Source organism: Massilia sp. MS-15 (assembly GCF_020176695.1).
Taxonomy (GTDB): domain Bacteria; phylum Pseudomonadota; class Gammaproteobacteria; order Burkholderiales; family Burkholderiaceae_D; genus Telluria; species Telluria hydrophila.
Genome location: NZ_JAIWIA010000018.1, coordinates 19,330 through 42,868, shown reverse-complemented (window position 1 = coordinate 42,868; position 23,539 = coordinate 19,330). Strand labels below are relative to the sequence as shown.

The 23,539-nt window shown below is 70.5% G+C and carries 17 protein-coding genes; 14 read left to right on the top strand and 3 right to left on the bottom strand.

The features are described 5' to 3' along the window. Positions 1-171: 171 nt before the first annotated feature. From LCI23_RS07780 to LCI23_RS07770, 3 genes are read left to right on the top strand one after another with little or no spacing between them, the layout of a single operon-like run. Positions 172-708, top strand: a complete 537-nt coding sequence (locus LCI23_RS07780) for an ankyrin repeat domain-containing protein (protein ID WP_224945877.1) — start codon at positions 172-174, stop codon at positions 706-708. A 10-nt stretch (positions 709-718) separates the two neighbouring features. Further along, positions 719-2,638, top strand: a complete 1,920-nt coding sequence (locus LCI23_RS07775; protein WP_224945876.1) for a bifunctional diguanylate cyclase/phosphodiesterase — start codon at positions 719-721, stop codon at positions 2,636-2,638. A gap of 47 nt (positions 2,639-2,685) precedes the next feature. Further along, positions 2,686-3,168 (top strand): hypothetical protein, encoded by a 483-nt coding sequence (locus LCI23_RS07770; protein WP_224945875.1) that lies wholly within the window; start codon positions 2,686-2,688, stop codon positions 3,166-3,168. On the opposite strand, the gene LCI23_RS07765 is transcribed toward LCI23_RS07770, so the two are convergent. After that, on the bottom strand, positions 3,162-3,680 hold the full coding sequence (locus LCI23_RS07765) for a GNAT family N-acetyltransferase (RefSeq protein ID WP_224945874.1): 519 nt from the start codon (positions 3,678-3,680) through the stop codon (positions 3,162-3,164). The genes LCI23_RS07770 and LCI23_RS07765 overlap by 7 nt on opposite strands. Positions 3,681-3,858: 178 nt before the next feature. Between LCI23_RS07765 and LCI23_RS07760 the strand changes: the two genes are divergently transcribed. The 8 genes from LCI23_RS07760 to LCI23_RS07725 all read left to right on the top strand — a co-directional run bounded on the left by LCI23_RS07760 (position 3,859) and on the right by LCI23_RS07725 (position 12,191). Continuing rightward, on the top strand, positions 3,859-5,064 hold the full coding sequence (locus LCI23_RS07760; RefSeq protein ID WP_224945873.1) for a sensor histidine kinase: 1,206 nt from the start codon (positions 3,859-3,861) through the stop codon (positions 5,062-5,064). Further along, complete coding sequence (locus tag LCI23_RS07755; protein ID WP_224945872.1) at positions 5,061-5,807, top strand: LytTR family DNA-binding domain-containing protein; 747 nt, start codon at positions 5,061-5,063, stop codon at positions 5,805-5,807. Before LCI23_RS07760 ends, LCI23_RS07755 begins: the two co-directional genes overlap by 4 nt. Positions 5,808-5,995: 188 nt before the next feature. Next, positions 5,996-6,892 (top strand): formyltetrahydrofolate deformylase, encoded by an 897-nt coding sequence (gene purU, locus LCI23_RS07750; RefSeq protein WP_224945871.1) that lies wholly within the window; start codon positions 5,996-5,998, stop codon positions 6,890-6,892. 134 nt (positions 6,893-7,026) lie between these two features. Further along, the gene (locus LCI23_RS07745) at positions 7,027-7,449 is read left to right on the top strand and encodes a hypothetical protein (RefSeq protein ID WP_224945870.1); all 423 of its coding nucleotides are present in this window, start codon (positions 7,027-7,029) and stop codon (positions 7,447-7,449) included. Next, positions 7,446-8,243, top strand: coding sequence for a DUF2145 domain-containing protein (locus LCI23_RS07740; protein WP_224945869.1), 798 nt, complete (start codon positions 7,446-7,448; stop codon positions 8,241-8,243). Before LCI23_RS07745 ends, LCI23_RS07740 begins: the two co-directional genes overlap by 4 nt. A gap of 89 nt (positions 8,244-8,332) precedes the next feature. After that, positions 8,333-8,872, top strand: coding sequence for a (2Fe-2S)-binding protein (locus LCI23_RS07735; protein WP_224945868.1), 540 nt, complete (start codon positions 8,333-8,335; stop codon positions 8,870-8,872). Continuing rightward, positions 8,869-9,885, top strand: coding sequence for a xanthine dehydrogenase family protein subunit M (locus LCI23_RS07730; RefSeq protein ID WP_224945867.1), 1,017 nt, complete (start codon positions 8,869-8,871; stop codon positions 9,883-9,885). Before LCI23_RS07735 ends, LCI23_RS07730 begins: the two co-directional genes overlap by 4 nt. Further along, positions 9,882-12,191, top strand: coding sequence for a xanthine dehydrogenase family protein molybdopterin-binding subunit (locus LCI23_RS07725; RefSeq protein ID WP_224945865.1), 2,310 nt, complete (start codon positions 9,882-9,884; stop codon positions 12,189-12,191). The genes LCI23_RS07730 and LCI23_RS07725 overlap by 4 nt, the downstream gene beginning before the upstream one ends. 35 nt (positions 12,192-12,226) lie before the next feature. Here LCI23_RS07725 and pbpC read toward each other — a convergent pair whose 3' ends face one another. Both pbpC and LCI23_RS07715 read right to left on the bottom strand, forming a co-directional pair. Next, positions 12,227-14,368 carry a penicillin-binding protein 1C gene (pbpC, locus tag LCI23_RS07720; RefSeq protein ID WP_224945864.1) on the bottom strand — a complete coding sequence of 714 codons (2,142 nt, stop codon included), beginning with the start codon at positions 14,366-14,368 and terminating at the stop codon, positions 12,227-12,229. Further along, positions 14,368-20,109, bottom strand: coding sequence for an MG2 domain-containing protein (locus LCI23_RS07715; protein WP_224945863.1), 5,742 nt, complete (start codon positions 20,107-20,109; stop codon positions 14,368-14,370). The genes pbpC and LCI23_RS07715 overlap by 1 nt, the downstream gene beginning before the upstream one ends. A 336-nt stretch (positions 20,110-20,445) precedes the next feature. Between LCI23_RS07715 and LCI23_RS07710 the strand changes: the two genes are divergently transcribed. The 3 genes from LCI23_RS07710 to LCI23_RS07700 all read left to right on the top strand — a co-directional run bounded on the left by LCI23_RS07710 (position 20,446) and on the right by LCI23_RS07700 (position 23,511). Then, on the top strand, positions 20,446-21,423 hold the full coding sequence (locus LCI23_RS07710) for a tripartite tricarboxylate transporter substrate binding protein BugD (protein ID WP_224945862.1): 978 nt from the start codon (positions 20,446-20,448) through the stop codon (positions 21,421-21,423). 101 nt (positions 21,424-21,524) lie between these two features. Then, the gene (locus tag LCI23_RS07705) at positions 21,525-22,001 is read left to right on the top strand and encodes a tripartite tricarboxylate transporter TctB family protein (protein ID WP_224945860.1); all 477 of its coding nucleotides are present in this window, start codon (positions 21,525-21,527) and stop codon (positions 21,999-22,001) included. 4 nt (positions 22,002-22,005) lie between these two features. After that, complete coding sequence (locus tag LCI23_RS07700; protein ID WP_224945859.1) at positions 22,006-23,511, top strand: tripartite tricarboxylate transporter permease; 1,506 nt, start codon at positions 22,006-22,008, stop codon at positions 23,509-23,511. The last annotated feature ends 28 nt before the right edge of the window (positions 23,512-23,539 follow it).

The window sequence follows — 23,539 nt, the reverse complement described above, 5'->3', positions numbered from 1 at the left end:
CGTTTGGGTAAGGTGTCGGGACCGACGATAGCATCCCGGCCAGAATACTCGCGCCCGCTTGGCAGGGCATTGCCAATCAGCAAGGACATGCCGGCCTGGCGCGGGATAAGCGTGCGTCTGCGCCGCCGCCCCCTGTGCTTTAATGGGTCACCGCCACGCCACGGAGATGCCATGCAGCCCGCCCCGCCCGACCGCCAGCCACCCGACGCGCACAGCCTGGACGAGGACACGCTGGCCTTCGTGCGCCGCGTGTTCCAGTACGCGCGCAGCGGCGACACGGCGGGCCTGGCCGGCCTGCTGGACCAGGGCCTGCCGCCGAACCTGCGCAACGAGCGCGGCGACAGCCTGCTGATGCTGGCCTGCTACCACGGCCACCACGCTACCGCGCGCGCGCTGCTCGCCCACGGCGCCGATCCGGAACTGATGAACGACGCCGGCCAGACCCCGCTCGCGGGCGTGGCCTTCAAGGGCGACCTGGCGCTGGCCTCGCTGCTGCTCGAGCATGGCGCGCGCCCGGACACCGCCGGGCCGGGCGGCAAGGACGCGCTGATGTTCGCCGCCATGTTCAACCGGGTCGGGATCGCCCGCCTGCTGCTGGCGCGCGGTGCCGACCCGGGCACGCGCGATGCGGACGGCGTGTCCGCACTGGAGGCGGCGCGCCGCATGGGGGCGCAGGATACCGCCGCCCTGCTGGCCGGACTGGCCTGAGCGGGGCGGCATGGAACGGCCCCGGCTCCCCGTCGATGAAGCGCAGCGCCTGGCGGCCCTGCACGCGACCCGCCTGCTCGGCAGCGCGCCGGAGGAAAGCTACGACCGCGTCACCCGCACCGCCACCCGGCTGTTCGGCGTGCCGATCGCGCTGGTCTCGCTGGTCGACCGCGACCGCCAGTGGTTCAAGTCGCGCACCGGACTGGAGGCCTCGGAAACCCCGCGCGACATCTCGTTCTGCGCCCATGCGATCCTGGCCGACGGCGGGCTGGTGGTGCCCGACGCCGCGCGCGACCCGCGCTTCTCCGACAACCCGCTGGTCACCGGTGAGCCACACCTGCGCTTCTATGCCGGGGTGCCGCTGTACTCGGTGGAACGCAGGAAGATCGGCACCCTGTGCATCATCGACCGCCGCCCGCGCCGGCTCGACGCGGGCCAGCTCGACGCGCTGCGCGACCTGGCGCGCATGGTGGAGGGGCTGATCTACCACCGCCAGCTGGCTATGGCGGCGCAGTCGCTGAGCGAGCGCCTGCAGGACCTGAGCGCTCCGGATGGCGACACCAGGGGCACGCCGGGCGGCGAGCTGGCGTGGCTGGTGGCGCACGACCTGCTGACCGGGCTGCCGAACCGCCAGGCCATGCTGCGCGCGATCGGCCGCAGCATCGCCAACTGGCGCGCCCAACGCACGCCTGCGCTGGTGGCCTGCATCAACATCGACCGCTTCAAGCATTTCAACGAACTGCTCGGGCACCGCGCCGGCGACGAGATCCTGATGGCGATTGCCACCAGCCTGCAGGCCTTGTTGCGCGAAGGCGACCTGCTGGCACGCGCCGGCAGCGACGAATTCCTGGTGCTGCTGCACGCAAATGGCGAGCATCCGGAACCGGAGCGGGCGCTGGAACGCCTGATGGCCGCTACCAACCGCGCCGTGCCCACCCCCGGCGGCGAGATCGCCCTCACCTGCTGCATCGGCAGCGCCCTGCTGCCGCGCGACGGCATGGATGCCGACGCCCTGCTCAACAACGCCGTCACCGCGCTGCGCCATGCGAAGGCCCAGGGCCGCGGCGCGATGGTGCGCTACGCGCCCGACCTGCGCACCGAGCAGGGCCGCCGCCTGACCCTGGAAAGCCACCTGCGGCGTGCCATCGCCCAGGACGAGCTGTTCGTCGAATACCAGCCCAAGGTCGAGCTGCGCTCGGACACCCTGGCCGGCTTCGAGGCCCTGGTGCGCTGGCGCCATCCGGAATACGGCGTCATTGCGCCCGATGAATTCATTCCGATCGCCGAGGAGAGCGGGATGATCGTCCCGATCGGCGAATGGGTGCTGCGCAGGGCGGTGGCGCAGCTGGCCGCGTGGCGCGACGCGGGCCTGCCGCTGGCGCCGGTCGCGGTGAACCTGTCGGCGCGCCAGTTCCTGCAAAGCGAAGTGGTCGAGACGGTGCGCAAACTGCTGGCCGAATCCGGCCTCGCACCTGGCCTGCTGGAACTGGAACTGACGGAAAGCGTCTCGATGGCTGATCCGGAGCGCAGCGTGGTGGTGATGCGCGGCCTCGGCGAGCTGGGAGTCATGCTCAGCATCGACGACTTCGGCACCGGCTTTTCCAGCTTCAGCTACCTGCGCCGGCTACCGCTGGACAAGCTCAAGATCGACAAGTCCTTTGTGCAGGACATGGCGCACAGCGCCGAATCGTCCGCCATCGTGCAGGCCATCGTGGCGATGGCGCACCGCCTGAAGCTGGCGGTGATCGCCGAAGGGGTCGAGAGCGCCGACCAGGTGGCGGCGCTGCGCAGGGCCGAATGCGACCAGATCCGGGGTTTCTATTATTCCAGGCCGCTGGCCGCAGCCGATTGCGCCGACTTCATCCGCCAGTACGCGGCGGATGGCGCGGGCCGGCTGACGACACCCCAGGCGCCTGGCTTGCCGATATAATCTTTCGCTGGTTCAATTGTATCGATGACAAAAGGCGAAGGATGACGATGAAAGCCCTGCCCCTCTCCCTGCTACTGGTATGCGGTGCCGCGCTGGCGGACGACCAGGCGATCCTGGCCTGCCGCGCCCTGCCCGACGGCGGCGCGCGACTGGCCTGCTACGACGCGATCCAGGTCGCGGCGCGCCCCGGCGGCACGGCCGCACGGAGTGCTGCCGCGGCCCCTGCTCCGGCCATGGCGCCCGCCCCGGCTGCCAGCCACGAGGCCAGCTTCGGCCTGGAAGCCGCCAAGCGCCGCGAACGCGAGCCGGACGCGATCGCCAGCACCATCCCCGGCGAGTTCCAGGGCTGGGGGCCGGGTGCGCAGATCCGCCTGGCAAACGGCCAGGTGTGGCGCGTGATCGACGGTAGCGAAGCGGTACTGCCGCGCATGCGCGACCCGAAGGTGCGTATCGAACGCAACCTGTTCGGCACCCTGTTCCTCAAGGTCGAGGGAACCAATAACTCGGCGAAGGTGCGCCGGGTTCAGTAAGTGCCGGCGAGGGCGCGCCGCATGTAGCGTGCGCCTGGCGGGTAGCTGGCGAGGGCGGCGCGCGCCGCCGCGTCGTGCACCGTGTCCGTGGCATAGCCGAGCGCGCGCCAGAAGGCTTCGCTGTCCTGCACCGAGACCAGCGCCGACCAGCGCCAGCCGGCCGGCTGTTCCAGGAGCTGCGCGACCAGCCGGCGCGCCAGGCCGCGGCCGTGCGCGCGCGGCGCCACCGCCAGGTCGTGCACATAGAGCGTATCGGCATCGGGCGCGGGATCGAAGGCCGCGCCGAGCGGCGTCACGGCGCCCAACCTGCTTGGATAGGCGAACAGGTAGCCGCATAGTCCGTGTTCGTCCTCGGCCACGGCGCAGGTGCCGCCGGCGGCGACGATGCGCGCCCGCAGCACGCCGGCCGCTTCCTGCATCGCCGGCGGATAACAGGCGGCCTGCACCGCCAGCACGGCGTCGAGGTCGGCGGGGCGCAGCGCGCGCACGTGGCAAGGGCTTGGAAAATGCATGAACGTCGTCGGGAAAGCGGGAAACAAGCCCGAGATGTTAACACGCGCGACATGCGCCGGGCTCGCCTCGTCATTCGCCGCCCCGGATTCGTCCTTCGTCGCCATGTGCTTGGCGGCCGCCGCGCCCTTTCCTAGACTGCCCGCATTACCCTTTATATTGAACAGCAAGGAGAGCACGATGTGGCGCAGGATCACCGACTGGTATGAGGAACTCGAACGCGAACAGCTGGCCGTGCTGGAACGGCCCGAACTGGCGGCCTCCGTCGCGCCCGGCTACCGGCGCAGGATGGCGGACAATCTCGCGGCCATGTCGCCGGTCGAGCGCCAGCAGTTGCGCGCGTTTTCGCTGGCCTACAGGGGCCGGCGCCTGTGGATCGCGCTGGCCAAGCTGGCCCTCTGCTTCACGCTCGCGGGCGTCGGGCTGGCCCTGCTCACCGGCAAGGGCAACTGGCACGTGCCCATCTTCGCCGCCAACCTGCTCGGCTTCGGGCTGCTGTTCGGCGGCATCGGCGTCTGGTTCAACGCCAGCCAGGCCTTCCAGAACCGCCGCAAGTTTCTGCTCGGCCTGGTCTGCGGCGGCGTCGGCGCCGGCGTCGGCGTGTTCCTGAACGACGGCAGGCCACTGGCCGAACAGCTGCCGCGCCTCATGCAGGTCATGCCGACCGCCGCGGTAGTCGGCCTGCTGGCCACGACGCCGCTACTGGTCCTGGGCAGCTACCGCCGGCGCCAGCACGCCGCCCTGATGGAGCAGCTCCAGCGCGACGCCGAGCGCGACCGCCTGGCGCGCGAACTGAGCGAAGCGCAGCTGCGCGTGCTGCGCGCCCAGATCGAGCCGCATTTCCTGTTCAACACCCTGGGCGCGGTGCAGCAGCTGGCCGCCGACGGCGCCCCGCGCGCCGCCGCGCTCACCGCCGACCTGATCGCCTTCCTGCGCGCCAGTTTCAGCGACCTGCGCTGCGAGCAGCTGACCCTGAGAAGCGAGTTCGCGACCGTCGCCGCCTACCTGCGGGTCATGCAGGCCCGCATGGGCGCGCGGCTGCGCTTCGAGCTTGCGCTGCCCGACGACGTGGCCGACGTCGACGTGCCCAGCATGCTGGTGCTGACCCTGGTAGAGAACGCGATCAAGCACGGCATCGAACCGTCGCTGCGCGGCGGCGAGATCCGCGTCTCGGCCGCGGCCCTGGACGGCGCCGTGCGCATCCGCGTCCACGACACCGGCGTCGGCATGGCCGCCACGCCCGGCAGCGGGGCGGGCCTGGACAACGTGCGCCGCCGCCTGCAGCTGGCCTATGGCGAGGACGCGCGCCTCGCACTGCACGAAGCCGATCCTGGCCTGGTGGCCGAACTGCACCTTCCACGCAACGCCGACAAGGAAAACGCATGACCCGCATTCTGATCGCCGAAGACGAACCCCTGATGCGCGAGCGCCTGACCGGGCTGCTCGCCAGCTGCTGGCCCGAGGCCGAGGTCGTCCTGGAGGCCGAGAACGGCAACGATGCCTGGGACGGCTTCCTCGAGCACGAGCCGGAGGTGGTGTTCCTCGACATCCGCATGCCGGGCCTGTCCGGGCTCGAAGTGGCCGAGCGCATCGGCAGCAGCGCGCACGTGGTGTTCGTCACCGCCTACGACCAGTACGCGGTCGACGCCTTCGACGCAGGCGCGGTCGACTACCTGCTCAAGCCGGTGCAGGCCGAGCGCATGGAACGCGCGGTAGCGCGCATCCGCGCCAAGCTGAAGGAGTCCCCGGCCGACCTGGGCGACCTGCTGCGCCACCTGAAGAGCGCCCTGCCTGGCGTGCGCGCCGAGAAAATGAAGTGGATCAAGGCCACCGTCGGCAAGCAGATCCGCCTGATCGACGTCGACGAGGTGCTGTTCTTCCAGTCCGACACCAAGTACACGCGGGTGGTGCTGCCCGGTTCGGAAGCCCTGGTGCGCATTCCCCTGAAGGACTTGCTTGGCGGCCTGGACCGCGACCGCTTCTGGCAGATCCACCGCGCCACCCTGGTCAATGTGAATGCCATCGCCGCCGTCGAGCGGGTCGATGCCGAGCGCATGCAGGTGCTGCTGCGCGGCAGCGAGGAAAAGCTGCCGGTCAGCCGCAGCTTCACTTACCTGTTCCGCGACTGATCCGTCCGGGCGCGCCTTGACGCGCCCGCCCGCATCCGCCATGCTAGGCGACCGCCAGCATGGCGGGGTCTGCTTCGTCCACGAGGCTTGTCCGGCGCCGCCCCAAGGCCCGCGGCTACCCGCCGCCGCTTCCGGGGCGTGGCCGCGGCAGCGCAGGCATTTTCGATACCACCCGACAGGACGAACGCATGACACCCAATGACCAGGCGCGGGCGCCGCAGGCCCCGACCGAATACATCCTCAACGCCAGCTGCCGCGCCGGCATCGGCATCGTGGCCGCCGTCGCCACCTTCCTCGCCGAGCGCGAGTGCTACATCTGCGCGCTGGAGCAGTTCGACGACGACTCCACCGCGCGTTTCTACCTGCGCGCCGTGTTCCGCCTGCAGGCCGGCTCGCCGGCCATCGGCGCCATCCGCGCCCAGTTCGGGGATGGCGTGGCACACCGCTTCGACATGGACTGGAAGATCCACGACCCGCTGGAAGCGGTGCGCGCCGTGATCATGGTGTCGAAGGACGACCATTGCCTGGACGACCTGCTGTACCGCCGCCGCAACGGCGAACTGAACATGGCTGTCACGGCGGTGGTGTCGAACCACCTGGACCTGCGCCCGATGGTCGAGCGCGAGGGCATCCGCTTCATCTTCCTGCCGGTGAACCCGGACAACAAGGCGCAGCAGGAGGCGCGCCTGCTGGAAGTGGTCGAGGAGACCGGCGCCGGGCTGGTGATCCTGGCGCGCTACATGCAGATCCTGTCGGACGAGCTGGCAAGGCGCCTGGCGGGACGCTGCATCAACATCCACCATTCCTTCCTGCCCGGCTTCAAGGGCGCCAAGCCCTACCACCAGGCCTACGACCGCGGCGTCAAGCTGATCGGCGCCACCGCCCACTACGTGACGCCGGACCTGGACGAAGGGCCGATCATCGAACAGATGGTGACCCGGGTCGACCATAATTTCCGTCCCGAGCAGCTGGTGCGGGTGGGGCGCGACAACGAGTGCATGGCGCTGGCGGCGGCGGTCAAGTTCCATATCGAGCGCCGGGTCTTCCTGCACGGGAACAAGACGATCGTGTTCCGCGGGCCCTGAGCCACCCGCGCGCAGGCCGTCCGCGGTATCGTTTTGCGCTACCCGGGCGGCAAGCGGATGCTACCGCGCGGCGCCTGCTTGCCGGGGGGCAGCTTGAGCGGGATCATGACTCCATCGACGACACGGAGTACACCATGAAACGCATCCTGCCTGCCCTCCTCCTTGCCCTGCTCGGTTTCACCTGCCATGCCGGCCAGGCCGCCGGCCACTCGGCCGCCTCGCACGCTTCGCACGCCTCGCACGCCAGCGCCAACCTGTCCGGCGTGGTCGTCGGCGGCTCGATACTGGCCGTCGCCGCCGGCGGCAGCGTGGTGGTGGCCAGCGCCAGCGCCGTCGCGGAAGGCATCGAACTGGTGCTGCAAAGTACGATCGACGCCAGCCGCGCCACGGTGCGCCTGTCCGGCCGCGCGCTGGGCGGGCTCTCGCTCGCGGCCGGCACCATGCTGGAGGTCGTCGGCGCCTCCACCGGCTACGTGCTGGTCATGTCGGGCAAGGCCCTCGCCTTCCTGCCGAACGAAGCGGGCAAGGCGCTGCTGCACCACGCGAGGGCGGCATGACGCCGCGCACCCTGCTGGCAGCGGCCCTGCTGCTCCCCGCCCTGCTTGCCGCCAGCCTGCCGGCCCGCGCCGGCCAGCCCTGCGAAGAGCGCCCGCTGGCCCCGCACGAGGTGGTACTGTCGATGGACCTGGCCCAGCGCACCGTGGGGGCACTGGAGGCCAGCGGCGCCCGGGTGGCGCTGGTGGCGCGCGCCGGCCAGGACCTCGGCAAGTATGGCCTGCGCTATTCGCACATGGGCATCGCGGTACGCGAGCATCCGGCCGGCCGCTGGACCGTGGTCCACGCGCTGAACGACTGCGGCTCGGCGGTGTCAGGCTTGTACAACGAAGGCATGGGCAACTTCTTCCTGACCGACCTGGTGCGGCACGACGCCCAGCTGCTGATCCCGGGCCCGCAGCTCCAGGACAGGCTGGCCGCGCTGCTGGCCAGCCGCACCCCGCTGCGCCTGCACGAGCCGCGCTACAACATGCTGTCCTATGTGTACTCGACCAGGTACCAGAACTCCAACCAGTGGGTGCTGGAAACCCTGGCGGCCGGGCTGGCCCCGGCGGGACGGGTCGAGACGCGCCAGGAGGCCCAGGCCTGGCTGCGTTCGATCGGCTACCAGCCGCCGACAATCGAGATCCCGGCCGCCGTGCGCCTCGGGGCGCGCATGTTCCGCGCCAACGTGGCCTTCGACGACCACCCCTTCGAACGCCGCATGGCCGGGCAGATCGACACCGTCTCGACCGATGCCGTGCTGCGCATGCTGCGCATGGTCGACCCGCAGGTCGCGCTGCTGCAGATGCAATGACGGCCGAAGCGCTGCGCTGGGTGTGCGAACTAACCGAAGGGCCGGGACCGAAGGAGTAAGGTAGGGGCTTCGCTCACGAAAGGACGCCCATGGACCCGCACGAGGCAACCCCGATCCGGCTGCGCATCAACGGAGAAGAACGGCGGTTTTCCGTCGAATCCTGGGTGACGCTGCTCGACCTCCTGCGCGAGCGCGCAGGCCTTACCGGCACCAAGAAGGGATGCGACCACGGCCAGTGCGGTGCCTGCACCGTTCTGCTCGACGGCAGGCGCATCAACGCCTGCCTCACCCTGGCGGTGATGCACGACGGCCAGGACGTCACCACGGTCGAAGGCCTGGCCGATGGCGAAGCGCTGCATCCGCTGCAGCAGGCCTTCATCGACTGCGACGCCTTCCAGTGCGGCTATTGCACGCCCGGCCAGCTGTGCTCGGCCGCCGGGCTGATCGCCGAAGCCCAGGCGCACACGGTCGACGACGTGCGCGAACTCATGAGCGGCAACCTGTGCCGCTGTGGCGCCTATCCCCAGATCACCCGCGCCGTGGCGCAGGTGATGGGCATCGATGACGCGCAGCCGGGAGCATCGAGCGGGCCCGGCAAGCCGTTCACGACCGGTCCGGTGCTCGCATGAACCCGTTCATCTTCAGCCAGGCCAGCGACGTGGACGCCGCGCTGGCGCGCCTGGCGGCTGGCGCGCGCCCGATCGCCGGCGGCACCAACCTGCTCGACCTGGTCAAGGAAGGCGTGCTGCAGCCGGGCGAACTGGTCGACATCAACCGCCTGGGCCTGGACCGCATCGAGCCTGCGGAAGGCGGCGGCCTGCGCCTGGGCGCACTGGCGCGCAACGCCGACACGGCCTACCACCCGCTGGTACGCGAACGCTATCCGCTGCTGAGCGCCGCGATCCTGGCCGGCGCCTCGCCCCAGCTGCGCAACATGGCGACCAACGGCGGCAACCTGCTGCAGCGCACCCGCTGCTACTACTTCTACGACCTGGGCACCCCGTGCAACAAGCGCGCGCCCGGCAGCGGCTGTTCAGCGCGCGAAGGACTGAACCGCCTGCACGCCATCCTCGGTACCAGCGAGCACTGCATCGCCACCCACCCGTCCGACATGTGCGTGGCCCTGCGCGCGCTGGACGCGGTGGTGCACGTGCGCACGCAAGGCACCGGACAGCAGGAACGCAGCATTCCCTTCGCCGACTTCCACCGGCTGCCGGGCGACCAGCCCGAGCGCGACACGACGCTGGAACCGGGCGAACTGGTCACCCACATCACGCTGCCGGATGCCGGCCGCTTCTCCCGCCATTCGACTTACCTGAAGGTGCGCGAGCGCCTGTCCTATGCGTTTGCACTGGTGTCGGTGGCGGCCGCCCTCGACATCGAAGACGGCCGCATCCGCGCCGCCCGCATCGCGCTGGGCGGCGTGGCGCACAAGCCCTGGCGGGTCGAGGAGGCCGAGGCCGCGCTGGAGGGCATGGCGCCCGGCCACGACGCCTTTGGCGTGGCCGCCGACATCGTGCTGCGCGGCGCGCGCGGGTTTGGCCAGAACGATTTCAAGCTGACACTGGCGCGCAACGCCATCGAACAGGCGCTCGGCACCGCCGCGCGCGGCACCGACCATGCGAAGGGAGAAGCACGATGACCGACCTGATTCCGGAACTGCGCACCCCGACCGCGCCCGAAGGCACCGGCCGGGTGCGCAGCGGCATGCCGGTGTCGCGCGTGGACGGCCGCGCCAAGGTGACCGGCGAAGCGCGGTACGCCGCCGAGCACGAGGCGCCCGGCCTGCGCTACGGCGTGGTGGTGAGCGGCACCATCGCGCGCGGCCGCATCACGGCCATCGAGACCGGCGCCGCGCTGGCCGTGCCGGGCGTGGTGGAGGTGCTCACCCACCTGAACCGACCCAAGGTCCGCTCCTGGGACCTGGCCTACAAGGACATGACGGCGCCGGGCGGCTCGCCCTTCCGCCCCCTGTTCTCGGACCGCATCTTCTACAGCGGCCAGCCGGTGGCGCTGGTGCTGGCCGACAGCTTCGAAGCGGCGCGCCACGCGGCCCGGCTGGTCGAGGTGCGCTACGAGCGGGAAGCGCATGAAACCGATCTGCTCGCCAGCCTCGATCAAGCCTACAAGCCGCGCCCGCTGAAGGCCGGCTTCACGCCGCCCAGCTCCACCGGCGACGCCGACAAGGCCTGGAACGAGGCGCCGGTGAAGATCGAGTCGCAGTTCTACCACGGCGTCGAGCACCACAACCCGATGGAGATGCACGCCACCACGGTGCTGTATGGCGAGGACGGCCACCTGACCATCTATGACAAGACGCAGAGCTCGCAGAACAACCGCTGGTACGTCTCGCGCGTGTTCGGCCTGCCGAAGGAAAAGGTCACGGTGCGCAATCCCTATGTGGGCGGCGCCTTCGGTTCCGGCCTGCGCCCGCAGTACCAGCTGACCCTGGCCGTGATGGCGGCGCTCAGGCTGGCGTGCCCGGTGCGGGTGGTGCTCACCCGCCAGCAGATGTTCAGCTTCGGCCACCGGCCCGAGACCTGGCAGAAGGTGAAGCTGGCCGCAACCAGGGACGGCAAGCTGACCGCGATCGTGCACGAGGCGATCCAGGAAACCTCGCGCCTCGAAGACTACGTCGAGGTGGTGGTCAACTGGTCGGGGCAGCTGTACGCCTGCAAGAACATCAAGCTCGGCTACAAGCTGGTGGCGCACGACCGCCACTCGCCGATCGACATGCGCGCGCCCGGGGCCGCGCACGGCATGCATGCGCTCGAAGTGGCGATGGACGAACTGGCCTACCGCCTGCGCATCGATCCACTCGCATTCCGGCGCATCAACTACGCCGACCGCAACCCGCTGGAAGACAAGCCCTATTCGTCCAAGGAGCTGAGCCAGTGCTACGACAAGGGCGCGGCGCGCTTCGGCTGGAAAGACCGGCCGCTGGAGCCACGCTCGATGCGCGACGGCGAAGAACTGGTCGGATGGGGCATGGCCAGCGGCATGTGGGACTCGCTGGTGATGCTGGCGCGCGTGAGCGCCGTGTTCCATGCGGACGGGCGCCTGGTGGTAAGCAGCGCAGCCTCCGACATCGGCACCGGCACCTATACCGTGATGTCGATGATCGCCGCCGAAAGCCTGGGCCTGCCGCTGGAGCGGGTGACCTTCCAGCTGGGCGACTCGACCCTGCCCTTCGCGCCGGTCGAAGGCGGCTCCTCGCACGTGACGACCGTGGGCGGCGGCGTGCACGGCGCCTGTGACAAGCTCAAGAAGCGCCTGGTCAAGTTGACGAAGTCGATGCCGGGTTCGAAGCTGGCGAAGGCCCGACCGCAGGACCTGGAGTTTGCCGACGGCAAGGTGCAGCTGCGGAACCGGCCCGAGACCGCGGTCGCGCTACGGGACGTATTGGCCGCCGCCGGGGTCGACTGCGTGGAAGAGAAGTTCTTCATGAAGCCCTCGCTGCTCAAGCAGCGCAAGTACACGCGTGCGGTGCACTCGGCGGTATTCTGCGAGGTGCGGGTCAACGAGAAGCTGGGCATCGTGCGGGTGACGCGGGTGGTCAATGCGGTCGCGGCCGGACGCATCATCAGCGCCAAGACCGCCGCCAGCCAGGTGATCGGCGGCGTGGTGTGGGGCATCAGCCAGGCGCTGCACGAGGAAAGCGTCACCGACCACCGGTTCGGCCGGTTCATGAACCACAATTTCGCCGAGTACCACGTGGCGGTGAACGCCGACGTGCATGACATCCAGGTCATCTTCGCCAACGAGGAGGATCGTGTCGTCAGCGAGCAGCTGGGGGCCAAGGGGGTGGGCGAGATCGGGATCGTGGGGGTATCGGCGGCGATCAGCAATGCGATCTTCCATGCCACCGGGCGGCGCCTGCGCGGCACGCCCATCACGCCGGACAAGATCCTGCTGGGCGAGCACGACGTTCCGGTGCGGGAGCGCTAGCGGCGGGGCCGTCGGCACCACGCCACAACGTGCCGCTAGTCCCCCGGGCCTGCGATCCCGCGCACCTCGAAGCGGCTGCTGGACACCACTGCGCCTTCGCCATCGACCAGTTCCAGCCGGTGCGTCCCGACGCGCGGTTGCCAGGCCACGGGTTCGCTCGCCGGGCCGAGTTCGGTGCCGTCCAGGCGCCAGCGCTGTCCGCTTGCCCCCTGGGCCCGGAACAGCACGCGCTCGATCCGGTCCGGCATGTCGGGATCCAGCGCCAGGATACTGCCGTCGGCCGGATACAGGATCTGCGGCGCACGGCGGCCCGCCGGCACCGCTTCGACCAGGGCGGTTTCGGTCCCGCGCAGGAACCATTCATCGCGCGCCGGCTCGTAGGCCGGTGCATACGCGACCCGGGTGCGCACCAGCCCGGGCGGCGCCGCCGGCTGGCGGCCCGGGCGCTCGCGGTGGAGGTGGTCCATCACCTCGCGCCAGACCGGCGCCGCGCCCGAGACTCCGGACACGTCCCACATCGGCTGGCCATCGAAGTTGCCGACCCAGACCCCGACCGTGTAGCGCTCGCTGTAGCCGAGGCACCAGTTGTCGCGCATGTCCTTGCTGGTGCCGGTCTTGACCGCGCTCCAGTAGGCGGTGGCCAGGTCGCTGCGCAGGCCGAAGGTCGGACTGCGCGCGGCGCGGTCGGCCAGGATGTCGCCCACCACGAAGCTCGCCGCCGGGTCCAGCACCTGCGCCAGGGAAGGCGACTTCGCGCCCGGCCCGAGGCGCAGCGTCGGCACGCCGTGGCGCCCGCCGTTGGCCAGCGTGCGGTAGGCATTGGCCAGCTCCAGCAGCGTCACCTCGCCCGCGCCGAGCGCCAGCGCCGGGCCGTAGAAATCGGCATCCTCGACCAGGGTGCTCAGGCCCAGGGCGCGCAGGCGCGCATGGAAGCGCTCGACGCCCACCAGCAACAGGCTGCGCACGGCCGGCACATTGAGCGAACTGGCCAGGCTGGTGCGCACGCTGGCGTAGCCGCGGAAGGACCGGTCGTAGTTCTGCGGGACATAGGCGCCGTCGTCCTGGGCGATGCCGACCGGACTGTCGTCCAGCAGCGAGGCCGCGCTCAGCACGCGCCGCTCGAGCGCCAGCGCGTACAGGAAGGGCTTCAGGGTGGAGCCGGCCTGGCGCGGCGCCGCCACGCCGTCGACTTCGCTGGCGCCGGTGTTCGCGACATAGGCCAGCAGTTCGCCGCTGGCATTGTCGATCACGACGGCCGCGCCGTCGCCGACGTTGCGCCCGGCCAGCTCGCGCACGTGGCGCCGCAAGGCGTCCCGCGCCACGCGCTGCACCCCGGCGTCGATCGTGGTGCGCACGCTGCTGCCCGCCCCGCCCAGCAGCCGGCGCAAGGCAGCCGGGGTCGCTGGCCTGGCGGCAGGCGCCGGCCGCGCCAGCGCCACCCTGGCGCGCCACGTGATGGCGGTGCACGTCCCGGGCCATGCCAGCTCCGCCGCCAGCTGGCAGGCGCGGCGCGCCACCGCCGTGGGCGCTGCCCCGGGGGCGCGCAGCAGCGCCGCCAGGATCGCGCTTTCCGCCCCGTCCAGGCCCGAGGGCGCCTTGCCGAATAGCGCCCGCGCCGCGGCGCCGATGCCCTGCAGCTCGCCGCGATATCTGGCCAGATTCAGGTAGGCTTCGAGGATCTGCGCCTTGCTCCAGCCGGCTTCGAGCGCGCGCGCCGCCAGCGCCTGGTCCAGCTTCTGCGTCCAGCTGCGCCCCTCGCGCGCAGCGCGCAGCGCGGGGTCGAGCAGGCCCGCCAGCTGCATCGTGATGGTGGAGGCGCCGCGCGGGCGCTGGCGCAGCAGGTTGTCCCAGGCCGCCTGTGCGGCCGCCCGCAGGTCGACGCCGCCGTGCTCCATGAAGCGTGCGTCCTCGGCCTGCAGCACCGCCGCGCCCAGCGCCGGCGAGATGTCGGCCAGCGCCACCCAGTCCGCACGCCGGCCGTGCAGGTCGACCCGCAAGCTCTCCAGGGCCACTCCATGGCGGTCGAGCAGGCGCGCCTCGGACGGCTGCCAGGCGGCGCGCACCTGGGCCGGGGTCGGGACGGCGGCATGCGCCGGTGCCGCCAGCAGCGCGCACAGTGCCCACAGCGCCCTTCGCACCGACAGCGCCGAGAGCGCCGAGAGCGCCGGGCGCCGCATCAGCGTCCCACCAGCACCGGCGGGTTCGGCGCTTCGCCGAACATCTCGGGGCTGTACATCGCCTCGACCCGGGTCGGCGGCAGGCTGAAACGCCCTTCGCTGTTCAGGCGCACCGTGTAGTCGATGCTCCAGCTGCCTTTCGGGACGAAGGAATAATAGGCGCGAAAGGCCGCGCTGCTGCGTTCCTCGAAATCGGGCTGGACCCAGCCGCGGCGGGCTTCGCCGCCGGTGGCGATGCGCGAATCGCCACCCAGGCCGGTGCCGAGGATGCTGGCGCCGGCCGGGACCGGGTCGTCCACCACCACCCAGTTCATGTCGGCCTGCGCCTCCAGCACCAGGCGCACGCGGTAGATGTCGCCACGGCTCCAGGCGTTCGGTCGCGCCTGTTCCACCGGCGTCACCGTGCGCGCGATCCGGTAGCCGCTCGCGAGCGGTGCCTTGAGCGGAATGGCGGCCAGGCTTTGCACCGTCGCCCAGGGCTTGCCGGCGCCCTCGTGCCGGATCTCGAGCCGGGCGGGACCCGCGGGCCATGCCTGCAGCACGCTGGACGGCACGCCGCCGCGCCAGGTGTTGCCGGCCAGCGTCACGCTGCTGCTGCCGCTCACCGGCACCGCCTCGTACTTGTCCGAGAACTTGCGCATCGCCAGCACGCCCCAGGCATTGGCCAGGGTCGTGCCCCAGTGGCCGCGCTGCTGGCGTCCCAGCGCGCCGCGCGCCATGCGTCCGATGTCGGCCTGCCAGCCGGGGTTGTCGAGCATGGCGAGCAGCAGGCGGTTCGCGTTCACGTCCGGCGAGGCCATCAGCCACCACCAGTTGTCGCTGCGCTCGGTGGAAAAGCCCATGCTGGTGCCCTGCAGGTTCAGGCGCGCCCGCAGGATCTGCTGGGCCTGGGCCAGCAGGGACGTGCGCTCCGGCAGCTCCGGCGAGCGCTGCAGCACCAGGTACCAGTCGAGCACGGCCGAGGTCGGCCACAGGTTCGGTTCGATGCGAAAGGACTGCAGCCAGGCCGCGCGCACCGGCTGGCGCCGCGACAGCGCTTCCAGCGCGGCCAGCTTGCGCACCGCCAGCTCGCCGGTGCGCAGGCCGCTGCCACGCACGATGCGGCCTTCGACGAAGGCCAGCAGCGCGGCTTCCATGCGCTCGCGCTGTTCCGGCGCGATCGGGTAGTCCGCCTCGGCGCTGACCGACAGCACATAGGCGGTCAGCGCATCGTCGCCCTCGCGCATGGGGGCGAAATATTTCAGCAGGCCGTCGCCGTCGAGGTGGGCCGGAAGCGTCGCCGCCACGGCGCTCCAGCGCTTCGGGTCGCCCAGCGCCACCGCCTGCGAGGTGCGCTGCTCGAAGCAGGTGTAGGGATAGCGGGCCATGTAGTCGCGCACCCCGTCCAGGCCGCCGGCCAGCTGCGGGCTGAGGCTGGTGCGCACGCCGCCCTTGCCAGGCAGCGCATCGGCCGGGCGCTGGACCGGCACCGTCTTCGGTCCGTCGAGCTGGACCAGGGTGGCCTGCAGGGTGCGTACCGGCACCGCGGGCGCGACCGCCTGGTTCACGCGCAGGCTGTCGCGCGCCGCCCCGGCGCTGGCGTCGACCTGCCAGCGCAGGCTGGCGCCCTGCGGCACCGTCACGTCCCAGAACAGTTCGCGCGCCGCCCCCGCGTCCAGGCGCAGGGTCTGGGCCGGGAGTGCCTGGGCCGCGCCGCCGTCGGTTGCCATGCTGGCCGCCAGCCGTATGTCGAGCGCAGCCTGCGCCGCATTGCGCACCGTGAAGCCGGCGCGCAGGCGGTCGCCCTCGCGCACCAGCGGCGGCAGGCCGGAAAGCAGCATCAGGTCCTGGGTGCTGCGGATCTCGGCCGCGCCGGTGCCGAACATGCCGCTGCCGGCGCTGGCGATGGCCACGATCCGGAAGCCGGTCAGCGCGTCGTTGAGCGGCACCTCGACCTCGGCTTCGCCGTTCGCGTCCAGCACCAGCTTGCCCTTCCAGAGCAGCAGGGTGTCGAACAGCTCGCGGCTGGCGGTGCGCCCGCCACCGCCGCCGTGGGCGACCGACTTGCGGCCGAAGTGGCGCTTGCCGATCACCTGCATCTGCGCGGTCGCGGTCTCGACCTGCTGGCTGCGCGGACGCATCATCGCCTCGAGCAGCTGCCAGCTGTCGTTCGGCTTCAGTTCGAGCAGGCCGGTGTCGACCGCCGCCAGCGCCACCTCGGCGCCGGGCGGCAAGGGCTTGCCGTCGGCGCGCGTGACTTTCACCCGTACGCTGGCGCGCTCGCGCACCTTGTACACCTGGCGCGCGGGCAGCACCTGCACCCGCAGTTCGTGCGCCGCCCAGCCTACCTTCACCGGCGCGATACCCAGTTTATAGGCGGGCTTGCCAAGGTCGACCAGCGCGGTCGGCCTGCTTTCCGCCACCCGGCCGCGCACCACCAGCGCCGACACGTAGACATTCGGCGCATAGTGCGCCTTGATCGGAATCGCGATCGTCGGCTCGAGCGCCGACAGCTGGCGCACATAGGTGTCGAGGATGCCTTCGCGCTCCACGGTCACCAGTACCGTGGCTTCGCGGAAGGGCGAACGCACCTGGAAGCGCGCCTCTTCGCCCGGTTCGAAGCGCGGCCTGGCCGGCAGCAGGTCGATGCGGTCGCTGTCGGCGACCTCGAACCACGATTCGCGCTTGCCGGCCACATACACTTCCTGCTGGCTGATGGCGGCGCGCCCCTGCGCATCCTCGGCGCGGGCGCGCAGGATGATCTCGCCTTCGCCCGGCGCCGGCACGTCGCACGACAGCAGGCCCTGGGCATTGGTGCGGCCGCGGCAGCCGCCCGCGATGCGCCGGATCTCACTGCTCGACTCGTAGGCATAGAAGCCGCCCACCAGGCGGCGCCGGTGCGACCAGGAGGCGCGCTGGAAGAAGTCGACGCTGGCCTCCACGCCCGGCGCCGGCTTGCCATCCAGGCCCAGCACGGCCACCTGGAACTTCAGGCGCTCGCGGTTCATCCAGTCGTCCGGCTTGATGCCGACCGCGAGCGCCGCCGGCCACAGGGGCACGCGGGTGGAGGCGGTGAGGATCTCGCCGCTCGCGTCCTGCCAGCTCAGTTCGGCAAGCAGGCTGCGTGGCCGGTCGACCGCGGGAAGCTGCGCGACCTCGATGCGCGCGCCGCCGTTGCGGTCCAGGACCAGGCGCTGGGTGCGCGCCGTCTCGCCCTGGCGCGTGCCTTCCTGCGCGGGCGCGCCGGCGTCCTCGGCATCGCCTACCGCCTGGTCGCCCTCCCCGCCCTCCTCGTACCAGCCGTCCTCGTCCTCTTCGCCGCGCTGCGCGATGCCTTCCTTGACGTCGCCACCGCCGAAATTGAAGCCGTCGAAGCCGTCGAAACTTCCCGGAGTTTGCTCGACTACCGTGCGCAGCGTGACCGGCGTCCTGCCGGCCGGTCCGCCGTTCAGGTAATGCACCTGGGCGTCGAGGGCCAGCGTGCCCGCACCCACCACCGGCCGGGCCGGTCCCTTGAGCACCGCCTTCATGGTCGGCACCCGGAACTGCTCGACCCGGAATTCGCCCGCCACCTGGTTCCCGATCACGACCTGGTAGGCGCCCAGCTTCGCCGCCTCGGGTATCTTCCACTCGCCGTGGGCCTGACCGGCTGCGTCCCAGACCAGCGGCAGCGCGATCTTGTCGCCACTGCCCTGGTGCGCGATCCAGGCCTTGGCCGGCAGCGCGCCGCGCTCGACCGTCTCTTCGCCCAGGGGCGCATAGCCGGGCACCGGCGTGGGCTCGCCCGCCGCCACCAGCGCCAGGCCAGTGCCGACCCGGCGCCGCAGGAAGTGCTTCATGTGCAGGGTTTCGCCGGCGCGCAGCAGGCTGCGATCGAACACGGTGGCGACGATGCGGCTGTCCTCATCCAGGCTGCCCTGCGGCAGCTGGAAGCGCCACGGCTCGATGCCCTTCTGCCAGCTCGACAGGGTAAAGGTAAAATCCTCGCCGCTGCGCGCGCTGACGAACAGCTGGTCGCCGCACCGGGCGCGCGGCAGCGCTTCGCGGATATGGGCCACGCCGTCGGTGCCGGTATGGCCCTGCCACAGCTGGCGCCCGGCGCAGTCGCGCAGCGCCACCCGGGCGCCGGCCACCGGACGGCCCTTGTCGAGCGAAGTGACCCACACCAGCGAGGACTCCGCACCACGCTTGAGGTGGGCCGCCATGTTGGTGACCAGGGCAGCGGTGCGCACGTAGGCGGTACCGCCTTTTGCGTTGAGCGCCTTGCCCAGCAGCGGACTGGCCACCTCCACCACGTAGAAGCCTGGCTTCTTCAACGGGATGCCGATCACCTCGAAGGGGCGCCGCCCGCCGGCGCGCGGCAGCGCGAAGCGCTCTATCCGGCCCGTGGCCTTCGGTCCCAGCAGCTGCCGGGTCAGCTTGCCCTCCTCCTGGGTCCAGGGGTCGCGCCCCCAGGGATTCATGCGGCCCAGCCAGTCCAGCACGTCAGCCTCGCGCTCCACGCGCAGGCTGGCGCCGCTGCGCACGGCGGTCACCAGCGGGGCTTCGACGTTGCGTACCGTGACCGGCAGCAGGCGGTCGCCACGCGCCTCGAGGATGCCGAAAGGCGCGGCGAACTTCACCAAAGGCGGCTGGCGGTCGACTTTCACGGACAGCGCGCGCGCCGGCACGGCCAGCGCGCGCCCGGCGTCGTCGCGCAGCGAGTCCGGCACCCGCAGCCGCAGCGTGGCCAGTTCGCCGAACGGGCCGGGGAACTGCACGGCGCTGGCAAAGCCACCCTTCGCCTCCTCGCCCAGCTGGGGCGCGTGGCGCTTGCCGCCGGTTTCTTCCAGCACCAGCTTGCGCAATGCTTCCACCGGCACCGGCGCGCTGAAGGCCACCCGCAGCGGGAGGAAGGGCACGCAGCCGGCGCGCGCATTGGTGCGCTCGCAACTGAGCCAGAGGCGGAAGTCGGGCCGGGTGCGGTAGGCCAGTTCCTGGTCCTGCGCGCTGGCGATGCCGTTCGGTGCCGCCACGCCCGCGCCCCACACCAGGCTCACGCGGGCATCGGCCGGCAGGCTGCGCTTGCACTGCACCACCGCCACGGGAAGCGGTTCGCTTCCCGACCGGGCCTGCTTGCCGCGCGCCTTGCCATAGGCCGCCAGGTGGCGTTCCAGGAAGTCGCGGCGCAGGGCCAGCAGGCGGTCGCGCTCGTCACCCAGCAGCTGGCGCACGCCGATCTTCTCGTTGATACCATCGGCGCGGCACCAGGCATGCGCCGCGATCGAGGCGGGCGTGGCCGGCGCGTCGAGCGCCAGCAGGAAGACCTGGTTCTCGTCGATCTGGCTGCCCGCGTGCGGCTGCATGCGCAGGACCGCCGGGCCGCCAGTACTGAAGGAAAAGCTGCGCTGGCCGCCCAGCGGCCGGCCGGCCAGGTCGCGCAGACCGTCGCGCAGCGTGAAGCGGCAGGCGGTGGCGCCGGGCAGGTCGCGCGCGAAATCGTAGCTCCAGGTGCTGGCGTCGATCCAGCGCCCGCTGCCGTCCAGGCGCTCGTCCCCGGCGCGGCAGTCGACTGCGAAGGGCGCCTCGGCGCGCAGGTCGCCGAAGGGCGCCACGGGTGCGCTGAAGCGCGCCGTTACCTGGCGCACCGCCTTTGCCTGGCCCTCCGGACTGAAGGCGTCGACGGTGGTCGGGGCCGCTGCTTGCGCCGAGGCGCCATGCGGGTATCCCAGCAGCAGCGCGGCGATGGCCGCGAGCGGCGCCAGTCTGGTCAAGGCAAGCATTTTCCCTCCGGGAACAAAACTGCCAAGTTAAGCCGGCACGCCCGGCGCGGGCTTGGCACTGCTCAACAGTAAGACGAGTGTGTCTGGCGCGTAGGATTCTGTCAACAGAATCGAGCCTCGCCCACGCGGGGCACGCATGCGTCCCGCATGGACGCGTAGTTGCATATCAATCAATTTGCTGGTACAACAAAGCGTGCGTATGCACGCGCTCCATGCCCGCCGGCCGGATGCCTCCCGGCTGGTGTCGTGGCCTGCTTCTGATGTCTTGCGCGTTCTTGCGTTGCCAACCGATCGATCGAATACACCGAGCCAAACCGAGCCCTGGAGGAGACACCGATGAAAACAACGTTCCTGCGCACCGTCGCAGCCATTGCCCTGGTGGCCGCGGCATCCGGCAGCCATGCCCAGAATTATCCGACCAAGACCATCACGATGATCGTGCCTTTCGCCGCCGGCGGACCGACCGACACCGTTGCGCGCCTGGTCGCCCAGTCGATGGGCAACACCCTGAAGCAGCAGATCATCATCGAGAACGTGGGCGGCGCCGGCGGCACCATCGGCGCCGGGCGCGTGGCCAAGGCCGCGCCAGACGGCTATACCCTGTTCCTGCACCACATCGGCCACTCGACCGCGCCCGGCCTGTACCGCAAGCTGAACTACCACGCGATCGACAGCTTCGAGCCGATCGGCCTGGTCACCGACGTGCCGATGACCCTGATCGCCAAGAAGGATTTCCCCGCGAAGGATTTCAAGGAGCTGCTCGCCTACGTGAAGGCCAACAAGGAAAAGGTCACCTATGCCAACGCCGGCCTGGGCTCGGCCTCGCACCTGTGCGGCATGCTGTTCCAGACCGCGATCGGGGTCGACCTGACCACCGTTCCGTACAAGGGCACCGGTCCCGCCATGAACGACATGCTGGGCGGCCAGGTCGACCTGATGTGCGACCAGACCACGAATACCACCAGCCAGATCAAGAGCGGCAAGGTCAAGGTGTACGGGGTAACGACCAGGCAGCGCCTGGCGGCGATGCCGAACGTGCCGACCATGAGCGAGGCCGGCCTGCCGGGCTTCGAAGTCGCGGTCTGGCATGGCATGTATGCGCCGAAGGGCACCCCGAAACCGGTGATCGATACCCTGTCGAACGCGCTGCGCGCGGCCCTGAAGGACCCGACCGTCAAGCAGCGCTTCGCCGACCTCGGCACTGAACCGGTGGCTGACAGCCGCGCCCGCCCGGAAGCCCTGCGCGCGCACCTGAAGGCGGAAATCGACCGCTGGGGTCCGATCATCACCAAGGCCGGCCAGTACGCCGACTGATCCGGGCAACAGCGATGCGCCAGGCTGCGCGGCCCGCGGGCAGGCGCAGCCACACCACTACCTGACAACAACGGGCAACAACGGGCAACAAGGGGTTCGCAGTGGCTTCCACCATCCGCCATCCGAAAAATTTCTGGATCGGCATCATCTTCGTCATCTTCGGGCTCGCCGCCGTGTACTTCGGCCGCGAACTCGGCATGGGTACCGCCGGGCGCATGGGTCCCGGCTATTTCCCGACCGTGCTCGGCTGGCTGCTGGCCTTTGTCGGCCTGCTCGGCATCGTGCGCGCCTTCGTCGGCCGCCGTTCCGAGGCGCATGACGCGATCAGCAGCTTCCACCTCAGGGACATCGCCATCATCCTGGGGGCGGTGCTGCTGTTCGGCGTGCTGGTACGCGGCGCCGGCCTGGCCCTGTCCGCCTTCGTGCTGGTCATGCTGAGCGCGTATGCCAGCCGCAAGTTCCGTCTCGGCAGCACCGTGCTGCTGGCCGTCGGGCTGTCCCTGTTCGCCGTAGTCCTCTTCGTCAAGCTGCTCGGCTTGCCGATGCCGATCGCCGGCCCCTGGCTGACCGGAGACTGAGTACATGGAAATCATCGCCAACCTCGGGCTGGGCCTGGAAACGGCCTTTACCCTCAATAACCTGTTCTACTGCCTGGTCGGCGTCTTCGTCGGCACCGCCGTCGGCGTCCTGCCCGGCCTGGGCCCGATCGCCACCATCGCAATGCTGCTGCCGGCCACCTTCGGCCTGCCGCCGATCTCGGCGCTGATCATGTTGGCCGGCATCTATTACGGCGCCCAGTACGGCGGCTCGACCACGGCGATCCTGGTCAACCTGCCGGGCGAATCCTCGTCGGTCGTCACAGCCCTCGACGGCCACCAGATGGCGCGCCAGGGCAATGCCGGCAAGGCGCTCGCCACCGCCGCGCTCGCGTCCTTCTTCGCCGGCACCGTCGCCACCATCCTGCTGGCCCTGTTCGCGCCGCCGCTGGCCGAGCTGGCGCTCAAGTTCGGCTCGGCGGAATACTTTTCGCTGATGGTGCTCGGCCTGGTCGCCGCGGTGGTCCTGGCCAGCGGCTCGCTGCTCAACGCGATTGGCATGGTGCTCCTCGGCCTGCTGCTCGGCCTGATCGGCACCGACGTCAACTCGGGCGCCCAGCGCTACACCTTCGACCTGCCCGAACTGGCGGACGGAATCAATTTCGTGATCGTCGCCATGGGCATGTTCGGCATCGGCGAGATCATCCGCAACCTGGAGCATGACGAAGACCGCAGCCTGATGATGAAGAAGGTCACCGGGCTGATGCCCTCCCTGAGCGACCTCAAGCGCATCGTGGGGCCGGTCCTGCGCGGCACCGGGCTCGGCTCGGCGCTGGGCATCCTGCCGGGCGGCGGCGCCATGCTGGCCTCGTTCTCGGCCTATTCGATCGAGAAGAAGATCTCGCCGAACGCCAAGGAGTTCGGCAAGGGCGCGATCGAAGGCGTGGCGGCGCCGGAGGCTGCCAACAATGCCGGCGCCCAGACCTCGTTCATCCCGATGCTCACCCTGGGTATTCCGTCGAACCCGGTGATGGCCCTGATGATCGGCGCCATGATCATCCAGGGCATCCAGCCAGGCCCGGCCGTGATGACCGAGCAGCCGGCCCTGTTCTGGGGCTTGATCGTGTCGATGTGGTTCGGCAACCTGTTCCTGGTAGTCCTGAACCTGCCGATGATCGGCCTGTGGATCAAGATGATCATGGTGCCCTACCACCGCCTGTACCCGGCGATCCTGATGTTCTGCGCGATCGGGGTGTTCAGCCTGAACAACAACCAGTTCGACGTCTACCTGATGGCGCTGTTCGGGCTGTTCGGCTACATCTGCGCCAAGCTGGGCGCGGAACCGGCGCCGATGCTGCTCGGCTACATCATCGGCCCGATGATGGAAGAGCACCTGCGCCGCGCGCTGCTGCTGTCGCACAGCGACCCGAGCGTGTTCGTCACCCGTCCGATCAGCGCCACCCTGCTGGGCATGGCGGCACTGTGCCTGGTCGTGGTGATGCTGCCTGCGCTGCGCAAGAAACGGGAAGAGGCCTTCCACGAAGACGAGTGATCGCGAAGCACCCGCAACGCCGCCCACC

Coding starts and splice junctions, on each gene's coding strand:
- pbpC (WP_224945864.1), bottom strand. CDS start 14,368: ATGCGGCGCCCGGCGCTCTCGGCGCTCTCGGCGCTGTCGGTGCGAAGG.
- LCI23_RS07760 (WP_224945873.1), top strand. CDS start 3,859: ATGTGGCGCAGGATCACCGACTGGTATGAGGAACTCGAACGCGAACAG.
- LCI23_RS07730 (WP_224945867.1), top strand. CDS start 8,869: ATGAACCCGTTCATCTTCAGCCAGGCCAGCGACGTGGACGCCGCGCTG.
- purU (WP_224945871.1), top strand. CDS start 5,996: ATGACACCCAATGACCAGGCGCGGGCGCCGCAGGCCCCGACCGAATAC.
- LCI23_RS07735 (WP_224945868.1), top strand. CDS start 8,333: ATGGACCCGCACGAGGCAACCCCGATCCGGCTGCGCATCAACGGAGAA.
- LCI23_RS07780 (WP_224945877.1), top strand. CDS start 172: ATGCAGCCCGCCCCGCCCGACCGCCAGCCACCCGACGCGCACAGCCTG.
- LCI23_RS07755 (WP_224945872.1), top strand. CDS start 5,061: ATGACCCGCATTCTGATCGCCGAAGACGAACCCCTGATGCGCGAGCGC.
- LCI23_RS07775 (WP_224945876.1), top strand. CDS start 719: ATGGAACGGCCCCGGCTCCCCGTCGATGAAGCGCAGCGCCTGGCGGCC.
- LCI23_RS07745 (WP_224945870.1), top strand. CDS start 7,027: ATGAAACGCATCCTGCCTGCCCTCCTCCTTGCCCTGCTCGGTTTCACC.
- LCI23_RS07725 (WP_224945865.1), top strand. CDS start 9,882: ATGACCGACCTGATTCCGGAACTGCGCACCCCGACCGCGCCCGAAGGC.
- LCI23_RS07765 (WP_224945874.1), bottom strand. CDS start 3,680: ATGCATTTTCCAAGCCCTTGCCACGTGCGCGCGCTGCGCCCCGCCGAC.
- LCI23_RS07710 (WP_224945862.1), top strand. CDS start 20,446: ATGAAAACAACGTTCCTGCGCACCGTCGCAGCCATTGCCCTGGTGGCC.
- LCI23_RS07715 (WP_224945863.1), bottom strand. CDS start 20,109: ATGCTTGCCTTGACCAGACTGGCGCCGCTCGCGGCCATCGCCGCGCTG.
- LCI23_RS07770 (WP_224945875.1), top strand. CDS start 2,686: ATGAAAGCCCTGCCCCTCTCCCTGCTACTGGTATGCGGTGCCGCGCTG.
- LCI23_RS07700 (WP_224945859.1), top strand. CDS start 22,006: ATGGAAATCATCGCCAACCTCGGGCTGGGCCTGGAAACGGCCTTTACC.
- LCI23_RS07740 (WP_224945869.1), top strand. CDS start 7,446: ATGACGCCGCGCACCCTGCTGGCAGCGGCCCTGCTGCTCCCCGCCCTG.